This window comes from Clostridium facile (genome assembly GCF_014297275.1).
In the GTDB taxonomy this organism is placed as follows: Bacteria; Bacillota; Clostridia; order Oscillospirales; family Ruminococcaceae; genus Massilioclostridium; species Massilioclostridium facile.
The window spans coordinates 129,816-140,972 of the sequence record NZ_JACOQK010000001.1; the positions used below are offsets into that span (position 1 = coordinate 129,816).

Consider the following 11,157-nt stretch of genomic DNA (forward strand, 5'->3'; position numbering starts at 1 on the left):
TAATCTAAGTTATGATATAATTAGAATTTAGATGGAATCATTATTTCAACTAAATTTTTTGATTGCTATTTTCCATGGAATTATATTTTAGCAGCAATAAGGAGAGTATAGAAAAATGAATCAATGGACCGTTTTGGTAGTAGATGACGACAAGGAGATTGTAGAATCGGTTGCAATTTTTTTAAGAAATGAAGGATTGCATGTAATGAAAGCATATGATGGAATGGATGCATTGGAGAAAATTTCTGAAAATACGATACATCTGATTTTAATGGACATTATGATGCCAAAATTAGATGGTATGAAGGCAATGATGAGAATACGGGAGCAGAAAAACATTCCAATTATTTTGGTTTCTGCTAAAACGGAGGATACTGATAAAATTATTGGGTTAAATATGGGTGCTGATGATTATATTACAAAGCCTTATAACCCTTTGGAATTAGTTGCAAGAGTCAAATCCCAGTTAAGACGTTATACAAATTTTGGCCAAATGCCAACACAAGCGCCTGTAGTACAGTTGAATGTTGGTGGAATCATAATGGATTTGGAAACCAAACAGGTATGGGTAGAAGGGGAAGAAGTGAAACTAACCCCAATTGAATACCGCATTTTAGAACTATTAATGCGGAACCCCAATCGTGTATTTTCCATCCAGGAAATTTATGAGCGTGTTTGGGAAGAGCCTTATTATAATGCGGATAATATTGTAGCCGTACATATTAGAAGAATTCGAGAAAAAATTGAAATTAACCCGAAAGAACCTCGCTACTTAAAAGTAGTTTGGGGGATTGGCTACAAAATCCAATCGGAATAGGAGGTTATTATGAAAAAAAAGCGGCAATATCTATGGATTACCGTTGTGTCCGTTTTATTTTTAGTTATTACTGGATGTTTAGGCGGATGGATGGCGAGTATGTATAGCTATGCCAGAGTACAGGAGGCAATGAGCCACGTCATCCGTTCCACAAATATAGACCGGCAAGAAAATTATCAAGAGTATTTTGAATCCCCTACTTCAGAATTACAGGAATCTGTTGTAACCAGTTTTTTAGGTTCTAAGCTGATGGATTCTTATATTCCAGAATTGGATACCAATGGCAGTTATCAAAAAGCAATCGAACTATATCAACAGGCAGAAAATCAGTTATTGGAGAATAATGTAGAATATTTTGGAAACTATAATGGATATTCTAGAAGTACAAATTCTTTTCAGGATTTTGATTCCTTTCAAATGTATACTAGTGAAAATGTCAGCGCTTTATCCTGGGCATCCAATGGAAGTTATCAAGATTTGGAAGTCCATTATTTTGAAATGGATAATTATTATTTTACCTATTATCTTCAAGAAAACCAAATTGAAGTTTATCCAAATGGATATCAAGAAATTTTAAATGAACTTTCTGAGTTATCCAATATACTAGCGAATGAACAGCAGTATGAAGCTAACGGTATGCTGGACGCCATCAATATGATCCTTTTATACCAACAAAATCCTGCACAATATTCATTTGGGTTTAGCATTTCTACCTTAAATACTACTCCAATGTATACAACTGCATGTCAAAATTTAATGAATGATGTACAGGTAAGTAGGGAAGACCAATTTATATTGATGTTTTGGGGATATTTGCTTGCGGCAGTATTGTTGATTTGTGTTACCCTGATTTTTAATTTAACAGGGCTTTTGCGCAAAGTATACCGAGGATTAGCAAAATTAATGAAGCATATTTTCCTGGAATTTAAGCTTCTTTTTTGGGGTGCTACTGTCATTGCAGTTAGTTGCTTCTTTATTGTCCTATTTGAGGTCTATTATGATACTGGCATTACAACGTATGATTTTCTGTTCCATATTTTTATTACCTTTTTGCCTGCCGCAATTACACTGCTCTTATTAAGCGCCCTGATTTCTGATTTATATTATAACCATAACAATGTGATATGCAATAATATTATTAACCGTATTTTAAAATCCTATCGGAAGTTTGCACGGAAAAAACCTTACCAAAAACAAATGCATATGCGTATTTTTATCAATATGCTTATTTGGGGAATTGCAATTTTATTTAATGTAATAGGACTTTTTACACGTTCCGCTTTCCTTTATTTTGTTTCGATTGTGGCGCTAATTGTATCTTCTGTTTATTTAGGAAATAAATTATCCCAGATTGCTCATGACATGGATGTAGTAAGCGATAAGATTGAACAAATTAGTATGGGGAATTTAACTAATGAATTATCTGTACTGCCATCCTCTGAATTATCATCTGTGATTACCAATCTAGATCATTTGCAAGAAAATATCGACGAAGAAGTAAAAAATAGGATGAAAAGCGAGCGGATGAAGGTGGAGCTGATTACAAATGTATCCCATGATTTAAAAACTCCATTGACATCTATGGTGAATTATATTAATCTTTTGGAAAAAGAAGAGTTGCAACCAGAATTTGCGAATGATTACGTAAAAATTTTGCGGAATAAAATTGATCGGCTCAAAACCATGACAGAAGATTTATTTGATGTAGCAAAGGCAAATAGCGGAAATATGGAAGTACGGAAAGAGGTCATTGAATTAGGAGAACTGTTGGAGCAGACAATGGGAGAAAACCAGAAAGAAATTGATGCTAGCCAACTGGATTTCCGAATTCAAACATCGGGTAAGGTGTATATTGAAGCAGATGGAGCGAAGATGTACCGTATTTTCAGTAATATCATCAATAATACAGTAAAGTATGCTATGCACGGAACCCGTGTTTATATCCATATTTTTGAGCAAGATAATATTGCTACCTTTATCGTAAAAAATGTAGCCAACTATGAAATGAATTTTGATCCAGAAGAAATTTATGGTAGATTTAAACGTGGGGATGAATCCAGAAGTATAGAGGGTTCTGGTTTAGGGCTTTCGATTGTAAAAAGCTTTGTTGGATTACAAGGTGGGGATTTCCATGTGGAAATTGATGGAGATTTATTTAAAGCAATTGTCCGTTTTCCAGCATATCATCCTCATAAGCAGCCAGAAACCCAAGTAGCAATCAATAATATGGAACAAAAATCAGTCTATCCTTTTGAACAACAACCCCCTTTTTATAATAGTTGATAGAATAACGGATGTATTTTTACATCCGTTATTCACTTATAAAGGTAATATATATTTTATATCATCTTAAAATCTATGATATTATAAATACCATAAAAATTATTTGACATGGAGTTTACTCCAAGTGTTATACTAAAATAAAAAAGGAGGAGATTTCTATGACAATAGCAGAAGTAAGTAAAAAGTATGATCTTTCACCTGATACGCTCCGTTATTATGAACGGATCGGTTTAATTCCCCCTGTACCCAGAAATAAAAGCGGTATCCGGAATTATGACGAGGACTCTTGCCGTTGGATTGAATTGATGAAGTGTATGCGGAAAGCAGGAGTCCAGATAGAGGCTCTGATTGAATACGTTGATTTGTTTCAAAAAGGGGATGCTACGGCTGACGCTAGAAAAAATATCCTGATTGAACAGCGCAACCAATTGATGGATCGGATGGAAGATATGCAGCAATCGTTGAACCGTTTAAATGAAAAAATCAAGCGGTATGAACAAGGGTTGATGGTTGCGGAAAAACAGCTGAAAAAGTGGAAGGACTAAAACCTGATATTAAAAAATAAAAACCGGACTCTCATAATCCGGTTTTTATTTCTGATTTTATAGCAAGCAAGAATTGTAAGCAGAAAAACAGATCGTATCAGGACTATCTTAACTGTCCGCCTTATCTTGCATTTTCATAGAAAGTTAGAATAAACATTGGCAAAATAGTTTGTTTCCAAAGGAAATATCGTAGATTGTAACATGTATATCATGAAATATCCTGGAAAGGTGAATTCATTTCAGAGGATATATGGTTATCATTTAAAAACCATAAGAATCATCTAGAATCAATACCTTAATTCTGTCTTTGATTCGTTGGTGCGCTAAGGCAACATAAGCACAACAGACTCTATCCTCACTATGGCAGTGCATACATTCCCCTGTTTTTACACAAGGGGTGTTGCAAGATAAGCGCATTGTATTGGCTGGTGCTGCTATTTTTTCCATTCTGTTGATTGCATCCTGCATCGTTGGTACAATTTTATTATATCCAACAATTAAAATAACACTTTTTGGACCATAGATCATAGCGGCTACACGGTTACCCCGTCCATCTACATTATATAAAATACCATCCTCTGTCACGGCATTCGAACTTGCAAAATAGGTATCTGCAGTAAAGGCTTCTGCCATAACACTTTGTACCTGCTCTGGTGTAAGTCCGGGTACATTTCTATCTTTTAACTCAATATTGCGACTCTTTAAGTAATCCAATACCCCTGTTTCCTCTAATGTACAGGAACCACCAAAGCAAACTTTTTCACCATCTTGAACCAATTCGTCTAACGTATTGAATAATTGCTCTTTATTGGTGATGTGGTATGCTTTCATCCGATTTTTTTCTAGGTTACGAATTGTTTTTTCAATCCGAAGTTGTTTCAGATTTTCTACCCATTGATTCATAAAATTCCACTCCTTTTTTGACTGGCAGTTTAAAATTTATTCACTTACATTATATAATCACAGCATAACATTCAATACGAGATTAATTGAATCAACATACGTAAAAAAACGAATGTTAATTTCGAAATACGATATTACATACAAAATGTTATTTTTTATCGTAAAACTTTATAATTTGTCGAACACAAAATAGATACCCAAATTTATCAGGCATAAAACTAAAATGATAACTTTACTATATTATAAAATAGGAAAATGAAATTTTAATGAACGCCAAATAGTATCCGTACAAATAAACTGCTACAGACAATACCAATCAAATCACCAAATAAGGCAGCGGGGAGGGTATAACGGATATTGGATACACCAACGGAACTATAATAAACCGCAATGGTATAAAAGGTAGTTTCTGTTGAGCCTTGTAACACTGCTGCTACCCTGCCAATATAACTATCCGGATGAAATTGAGTAAAAATCGTTTCACATACTGCTAAGCTTCCACTTCCAGACACTGGTTTTAAAATTGCTAAAGGGAGAATTTCTTGTGGAATTCCCAATGCTTTCGCCAATGGCGCCAAAAATGAAGTGAGTAAATCAATCGCTCCAGAGGCTTGTAACATCGCGATTGCTGCCAATAGACCTACCATAGTAGGGATAAGTCCAACCGCAATAGAAACCCCTTCTTTTGCCCCTTTTAAAAAGCTTTCGAACAGGTTTACATGATGAAACATAGCATATATAATAATACCAGCCAGAATAGTAGGAATAAAGAACAAATCAATCCGCATGGCGTTTCCTTCTTCCCAACAGTTTTGCCATTAAAATTGCACCAAATAAAGAGGTAATGGAACACAATAGGGTAGCGAGGATTAAATCAAATGGATTTGCCGCCCCATGAGAACTTCTTAATACTGCAATTGTGGTAGGGATGAGTTGGATAGCTGCTGTATTCATGACTACAAATAAAATCATATTTTGAGAAGCGGTTTTTTTATCTGGATTTGCTTGCTGCAATAGTTTCATTGCTTGTATTCCAGAAGGGGTTGCTGCATTCCCTAGTCCCATTAAATTTGCGGTAATATTCATTGATATATTTTCTAAGACTTGATCCCCTTTGTTTATTCCATGAAATAATAGCCTTAACAGGGGAGAAAATAAATTAGCTAATTTTTTTGTGAGCCCAGCGTCTTTTGCTATTGTCATAATACCGTTCCAAAAACAGATACCACCCATTAAGCCAATTAATAACTGAACTGCCTGGCTTGTGCCAGTTAACACAGATTTGTTGACTTCTTCTAATCTTCCTGTTAAAAATCCACATCCAATTGCCAATAAAATCATCCAAGGAAATAATTTTTTCACAAAAATCCCCCCAAAAAACTATCATATATTACATATATATGATATATTTTTCTATTTCATACATTTTTTACAATTTAAAATGCAACTTTTTTTGCTAAAACAGTAGAAATTTTTGACAAAATGGTGTATGATATAAATGTGTTCGACATATCTTAGTTTATTTTTAGTAAAAAGGGAGGAATTATAATGAAATCCACAGGTATTGTAAGAAACACAGATAAAGTTGGTAGAATTGTTCTTCCAATTGAGTTGCGTCAGACTTTGTACATCGCAGAAGGGGATCCATTAGAGATTTATACAGAAGAGGATAAAATTATTTTGAAAAAATATAATCCATCCTGTATTTTCTGCGGAAGCACAGAAGAAATGTTATCCTATAAAGGAAAATACATCTGCGCTGAATGTAAAAAAGAACTGATGGACAAAGAATAAAGGGATAAAAAGCTGTTTGATCATATATCAAACGGCTTTTTCTTTTTTACTATTATAAATGTATGGCAGTACTTTAGAAAATTATGTTTTGTTCGATAAAAAAGTCCGGATTTATATTGATAATAGGTACTGGATTTTATCCCATTAAAAAATATAGTATAAGGGATGCGGTTAAAAAAACAAGATTAAAAATAGTAAAATACCCTAAATATGTGTTTTTTTTCTGAGGGGAATCCTTGCATATAAATTTAAAAGAGATAAGGCTTGCCATTGAAGCAATTAATGTACCAAGTCCTCCTATATTCGTACCAATCAACAACAGATTCCAAGAGTTTGTAAAACCGGCCAGTAATAACGCCGCAGGAACATTACTGATAAACTGACTGATGCCGACAGATACTAGAACTTCATTTCCTTGTAATACTGTCTCTAAAAAATGATGTATTATTGAAATCCGACCTATATTGCCAACAAAAATAAAAAATCCAATAAAGGTGAATAACAAAGAATAATCTACTTTTTTTAAAATTTTTCGGTCTGCTATTACTATCGTTGTTAACACAACAACGAATAACGCTATAGTAGGGATGAAATGAACTACCGTTGCCAAGCTTAAAATAAATAGAATACAATAAATAGAAAATAATTTTTTATTTTTCCCTAATTTTTCCTGTTTCAAAAAAGAAGTAGAGATAGGATAAGGCTTTTGAAAAAAGACAAAAAGGGCAATCAAAACAAACGATAAGATTGCATATGGCAAAATGGTGAAAATAAAATTTTGAATAGAGATATTGAATTTTGAAAAAAGGTATAAGTTTTGGGGATTACCAATTGGAGTTAGCATACTTCCCAAGTTAGCAGCAATGGTTTGCATTACAACAACAGGAAGAATCCTATTTTCTTGCTGTATCATATGTAAAATTTCCAATGTAAAAGGGACAAAAGTAATTAATGCTACATCGTTTGTGATAAACATACTGGATATATAGCATAAAAAAATTAAGATCGCCTCTAATTGGCGAGTGTTTTTGACCTTCTTTAACAATAATTCTCCTGTATGACGAAAAATTCCCAATGCTTGAAAACCTTCCATAATTGCCATTAAGCAGAATAAAATACCTAATGTATTAAAATCGATATATTCAACATATTTTTGATCAGGAAAAATGAAGCAGCAAGAAATAATGGCTAAGCCCCAAGAAACCACTAGGATTGTTTCTTTTTTTACCCAATTTTTTATTTTTTCCATTTTATTTCCCTCAATATAAAAGCAATATTCTTTATCATACCATAATTTAGACAAAAAAGGAATGCCCTATTTGGGCTATAATACCAAATAGGGCATATTAACTACTGGTTCCAATAGTTTTAACTGTTGGATGGGAAAAATGGACGTAAAACAGCAGCCATTTGATTGATAGGCATTGTTTGTAAAATAATTGTACCAGGTCCGGTTACAACAGTGTTAAAGATACCTTCCCCACCAAACAGCATATTTTTTACACCAGGAACTTTTTGTACATCAATGGTACAGGTTTCACTCATTGCGGCTAGATATCCGGTGTCTACAATCATACTTTGCCCAGGTTGTAATAGGTATTCCATGGCGTATCCGTCAATTTCAATAAATGCTGTGCCCTGACCTGATAAACGTTGCATAATAAAACCTTCTCCACCAAAGAATCCTCCACCAATTTTTTTTTGGAAAGCAATAGAAAGCTGTACGCCTGATTCTGCTGCCAAAAATGCGGATTTTTGTACAATCATTCCTTGATTGGCAGAAATATTGATTGCGCGCATAGAACCAGGAAAACTGGATGCGAACGCGATCATTCCTTGGCCATTTTGTGCGGTATAACGGTTTAAAAACAGTGATTCTCCGGACATCATACGGCTAAATACTTTTCCTACTCCTCCTCCAGATGTGGTTTCCATTTTCATATTTGGTGTCATCCAAGACATAGCGCCGCTTTCGGTAATCATGGTTTCCCCGTTTTCCAGAGTACAAACAACAACTGGCATGGGGGTGCCTTCAATTTTATATTGCATGATGTAATCCTCCTTTTTTATTTGTTATTATAGAGGTTATTTGATTGTAGGTCAATTGATTTTCATATTGTTTTACGAATTCCATAAATATAATTTATATTTTTATGAAAAACAGATAGATTGGGTTGATTAATGATGTTAAACATGGAAAAGATTTGCGAATTATTTGGAATCATGATACAATAAAAATGGTTATAATATCATGCAAAGAAGGGGTATCAATGATTGACCAATTAAAGCAGTGGGTACAACAAAGCGACAATATCGTGTTTTTTGGAGGTGCTGGAGTTTCTACCGAAAGTGGAATACCGGATTTTCGCAGTACCGATGGTTTATACTATCAAGAATATCAATATCCTCCAGAAACGATTTTAAGCCATACGTTTTATGAGGAAAATCCATTGGAATTTTTTCGGTTTTACCGCAATAAATTAATCTATCCAGATGCCAAACCAAACGCAGCCCATAATAAACTGTCGGAGTGGGAAAAACAAGGAAAATTAAAAGCGGTTATTACCCAAAATATTGACGGTCTGCATCAGATGGCAGGCAGTAAAGAAGTGTTGGAGCTGCATGGTTCCATCCATCGGAATTATTGTGAGTCTTGCGGAAAATTTTATCGTTTACAAGAAATTATGGATTGTGACGGTATCCCAACATGTTCTTGTGGGGGACGGATTAAACCGGATGTTGTACTGTACGAGGAAGGGCTGGATAGCAATATTTTAAGCCGTTCTTTAAATTATATCCGCCATGCGGATGTATTGATTGTCGCTGGAACTTCATTGGCTGTTTATCCAGCAGCGGGTTTATTGCAGTATTATACTGGAAATCATCTAGTATTAATCAATAAAACGCCAACCCCTTATGATGCCAATGCAGATTTATTAATTCAGGGGAAAATAGGGGAAGTACTCTCCCAATTATAAGTTTGAAAGGAATGTATATTATGTCAATTTTATTTTTGGAATATCCGAAGTGTTCTACCTGCCAAAAAGCGAAAAAATGGCTAGATGAAAACGGAATACAATATCAGGACCGCCATATTGTAGAACAGAACCCTACAGTGGAGGAATTAACCCAATGGTATCAAAAAAGCGGATTGCCATTAAAACGGTTTTTTAATACCAGCGGGATGCTATATAAAGAATTAAAATTAAAAGATAAACTGCCTACTATGACAGAACAGGAACAATTAGAATTATTAGCCACCAATGGGATGTTGGTAAAGCGCCCGTTGGTTATCTCTGATACTGTAATTTGTCCAGGGTTTAAACAGGATGTTTGGGAACAGTTGAAAGATTAATGGATTTAGAAATACACAATTGGCTATTTTTGTTTGTCAGAATTGGAACAGACAAAAATAGCCTTTTTTGATTGGTTAGGAAAATTAGTGGTATTTTCGGTAGGATATCTCGTTATAGGCTTTCATTTTATGTGATGTAAGACCAGTGAAATAAAGTGAATACATCATGAGATACTTGATAAAAAATTCTAAGAGAATTGTTTTTCAAATTATGAATATAGGAGGAAATAACATGGTAAACATTGATGATTATATGCAGAGGCTACAGCTAGTGCTACAACAGGTATTTGGCAATCGGTTATTGTATTTAGGGCTACAAGGAAGTTATCGTAGAGGGGAAGAAACGCCAACAAGCGATATTGATGCTATGGTAATATTGGATTATTTTACGATACAGGACATGGATCTGTATCGAAAGACTGTTACCAATTTAACTCCAGAGGAACAAACTTGTGGGTTTATCTGTGGAAAACAGGAATTGCTCCACTGGAATCCAGGAGAAATCTGCCAGTTGATCCACGAAACCAAAGATTATTACGGAAATTTAAAGGACTTTGTGCCAGAATATACCTTACAGGATGTGAAAAACCATATCAAAGTAAATGTGGGGAACCTGTACCATGGGCTCTGTCATGAATTCATCCACTCCTCCCAAGGGATAGAAAAAGAACAGTTGCAATTTGCGTATAAATCTATTTTTTATCTTTTACAAAACCTACATTTTATCCGGACTGGAAAATTTATCTTAAAAAAACAGGATTTGGCTTCCTATTTGGAAGGATTGGATCTACAGGTTTTGCAAACAGCAGAATCGGTGAAAACCAAAGAGTTTAATGGCCAACATGCTTTTCAATTGCTGTTTGGTTGGTGCCAACAAGTATTACATACAATTGATTGTTAATATGAAAATTTTGTAGTTCTAAATGGTACATTTTTCTTCAATATTGGGGAATCAACATAACAATGGCAGGAAAACAATCTGACATGTAAACGAAAACATCCAAATATTTGCAGGATTAATGTTGGCAACGAAATAATAGAATAAAATACAAAAAAGCTCGTACAACTATTTGTACGAACTTTTTTATTTTACTATCTTTTGTTAATTTAGCCTGATAGAATAATTATTTTCTTTTAAAACGAATTAGCTTGCTATTGTATTTGATAATAAAAAATAAAATGAGAACTACTCCAACCACAATCATAGCAACGCCAATGTAATATCCAATATCAGGGCGGAAGATTAAATTGAGTATGGGTATTAGAAAAACACCTATCCCAACAAACATACCACCTGTACCAATTCTTTTAGTATAAACTTTTGCATCTTTTGGATCAAGGTTTCCATAATGATAACTGTGAATGAATGAAATATTTCCTTTACAGCCCACTTGATAGGAGATGAAAATCAAAAGTAATCCTAAAATGATTTCCGTAATAATTTCTTGTAATTCCATAAT

13 protein-coding genes are annotated in these 11,157 nt (G+C 34.2%); 7 read left to right on the forward strand and 6 right to left on the reverse strand.

Going from position 1 to position 11,157, the window contains the following annotated elements; translation table 11 throughout:
* The first annotated feature begins 115 nt into the window (after nucleotides 1-115).
* From H8Z77_RS00460 to H8Z77_RS00470, 3 genes are all read left to right on the forward strand, one after another.
* Entirely contained in the window at nucleotides 116-817 is a 702-nt protein-coding gene (locus H8Z77_RS00460; protein ID WP_069988132.1) for a response regulator transcription factor, read from the forward strand.
* 9 nt (nucleotides 818-826) lie between these two features.
* Entirely contained in the window at nucleotides 827-3,100 is a 2,274-nt protein-coding gene (locus tag H8Z77_RS00465; protein ID WP_186995819.1) for a sensor histidine kinase, read from the forward strand.
* Between the two features lie 158 nt (nucleotides 3,101-3,258).
* Entirely contained in the window at nucleotides 3,259-3,645 is a 387-nt protein-coding gene (locus tag H8Z77_RS00470) for a MerR family transcriptional regulator (RefSeq protein ID WP_186995820.1), read from the forward strand.
* Between the two features lie 261 nt (nucleotides 3,646-3,906).
* Here H8Z77_RS00470 and H8Z77_RS00475 read toward each other — a convergent pair whose 3' ends face one another.
* From H8Z77_RS00475 to H8Z77_RS00485, 3 genes are all read right to left on the reverse strand, one after another.
* Nucleotides 3,907-4,548 (reverse strand): lactate utilization protein, encoded by a 642-nt coding sequence (locus H8Z77_RS00475; RefSeq protein ID WP_186995821.1) that lies wholly within the window; start codon nucleotides 4,546-4,548, stop codon nucleotides 3,907-3,909.
* Between the two features lie 263 nt (nucleotides 4,549-4,811).
* A complete protein-coding gene (locus H8Z77_RS00480) occupies nucleotides 4,812-5,336 on the reverse strand; it encodes a spore maturation protein (protein WP_186995822.1) in 525 nt (174 codons plus the stop codon).
* Nucleotides 5,326-5,910, reverse strand: a complete 585-nt coding sequence (locus H8Z77_RS00485; RefSeq protein ID WP_366471690.1) for a nucleoside recognition domain-containing protein — start codon at nucleotides 5,908-5,910, stop codon at nucleotides 5,326-5,328. Before H8Z77_RS00485 ends, H8Z77_RS00480 begins: the two co-directional genes overlap by 11 nt.
* Nucleotides 5,911-6,096: 186 nt before the next feature.
* Between H8Z77_RS00485 and H8Z77_RS00490 the strand changes: the two genes are divergently transcribed.
* Nucleotides 6,097-6,342, forward strand: a complete 246-nt coding sequence (locus tag H8Z77_RS00490; protein ID WP_069988137.1) for an AbrB/MazE/SpoVT family DNA-binding domain-containing protein — start codon at nucleotides 6,097-6,099, stop codon at nucleotides 6,340-6,342.
* Between the two features lie 136 nt (nucleotides 6,343-6,478).
* On the opposite strand, the gene H8Z77_RS00495 is transcribed toward H8Z77_RS00490, so the two are convergent.
* Complete coding sequence (locus H8Z77_RS00495) at nucleotides 6,479-7,591, reverse strand: SLC13 family permease (RefSeq protein ID WP_069988138.1); 1,113 nt, start codon at nucleotides 7,589-7,591, stop codon at nucleotides 6,479-6,481.
* Between the two features lie 119 nt (nucleotides 7,592-7,710).
* Nucleotides 7,711-8,391 carry a TIGR00266 family protein gene (locus H8Z77_RS00500; RefSeq protein ID WP_069988139.1) on the reverse strand — a complete coding sequence of 227 codons (681 nt, stop codon included), beginning with the start codon at nucleotides 8,389-8,391 and terminating at the stop codon, nucleotides 7,711-7,713.
* A 221-nt stretch (nucleotides 8,392-8,612) separates the two neighbouring features.
* On the opposite strand from H8Z77_RS00500, the gene H8Z77_RS00505 reads away from it, so the two are divergent.
* From H8Z77_RS00505 to H8Z77_RS00515, 3 genes are all read left to right on the forward strand, one after another.
* Complete coding sequence (locus H8Z77_RS00505; RefSeq protein ID WP_186995823.1) at nucleotides 8,613-9,320, forward strand: NAD-dependent protein deacylase; 708 nt, start codon at nucleotides 8,613-8,615, stop codon at nucleotides 9,318-9,320.
* A 20-nt stretch (nucleotides 9,321-9,340) separates the two neighbouring features.
* Nucleotides 9,341-9,697 (forward strand): arsenate reductase family protein, encoded by a 357-nt coding sequence (locus tag H8Z77_RS00510; protein ID WP_186995824.1) that lies wholly within the window; start codon nucleotides 9,341-9,343, stop codon nucleotides 9,695-9,697.
* Nucleotides 9,698-9,929: 232 nt separating this feature from the next.
* Nucleotides 9,930-10,598 (forward strand): nucleotidyltransferase domain-containing protein, encoded by a 669-nt coding sequence (locus tag H8Z77_RS00515; protein WP_186995825.1) that lies wholly within the window; start codon nucleotides 9,930-9,932, stop codon nucleotides 10,596-10,598.
* Between the two features lie 223 nt (nucleotides 10,599-10,821).
* On the opposite strand, the gene H8Z77_RS00520 is transcribed toward H8Z77_RS00515, so the two are convergent.
* Complete coding sequence (locus tag H8Z77_RS00520) at nucleotides 10,822-11,154, reverse strand: DUF3784 domain-containing protein (protein WP_186995826.1); 333 nt, start codon at nucleotides 11,152-11,154, stop codon at nucleotides 10,822-10,824.
* Nucleotides 11,155-11,157 lie beyond the last annotated feature (3 nt).

Bases quoted from the DNA above. Each gene is read 5' to 3' on its own strand.
- H8Z77_RS00460 (WP_069988132.1), top strand. From the start codon at position 116: ATGAATCAATGGACCGTTTTGGTAGTAGATGACGACAAGGAGATTGTA.
- H8Z77_RS00465 (WP_186995819.1), top strand. From the start codon at position 827: ATGAAAAAAAAGCGGCAATATCTATGGATTACCGTTGTGTCCGTTTTA.
- H8Z77_RS00470 (WP_186995820.1), top strand. From the start codon at position 3,259: ATGACAATAGCAGAAGTAAGTAAAAAGTATGATCTTTCACCTGATACG.
- H8Z77_RS00475 (WP_186995821.1), bottom strand. From the start codon at position 4,548: ATGAATCAATGGGTAGAAAATCTGAAACAACTTCGGATTGAAAAAACA.
- H8Z77_RS00480 (WP_186995822.1), bottom strand. From the start codon at position 5,336: ATGCGGATTGATTTGTTCTTTATTCCTACTATTCTGGCTGGTATTATT.
- H8Z77_RS00490 (WP_069988137.1), top strand. From the start codon at position 6,097: ATGAAATCCACAGGTATTGTAAGAAACACAGATAAAGTTGGTAGAATT.
- H8Z77_RS00495 (WP_069988138.1), bottom strand. From the start codon at position 7,591: ATGGAAAAAATAAAAAATTGGGTAAAAAAAGAAACAATCCTAGTGGTT.
- H8Z77_RS00500 (WP_069988139.1), bottom strand. From the start codon at position 8,391: ATGCAATATAAAATTGAAGGCACCCCCATGCCAGTTGTTGTTTGTACT.
- H8Z77_RS00505 (WP_186995823.1), top strand. From the start codon at position 8,613: ATGATTGACCAATTAAAGCAGTGGGTACAACAAAGCGACAATATCGTG.
- H8Z77_RS00510 (WP_186995824.1), top strand. From the start codon at position 9,341: ATGTCAATTTTATTTTTGGAATATCCGAAGTGTTCTACCTGCCAAAAA.
- H8Z77_RS00515 (WP_186995825.1), top strand. From the start codon at position 9,930: ATGGTAAACATTGATGATTATATGCAGAGGCTACAGCTAGTGCTACAA.
- H8Z77_RS00520 (WP_186995826.1), bottom strand. From the start codon at position 11,154: ATGGAATTACAAGAAATTATTACGGAAATCATTTTAGGATTACTTTTG.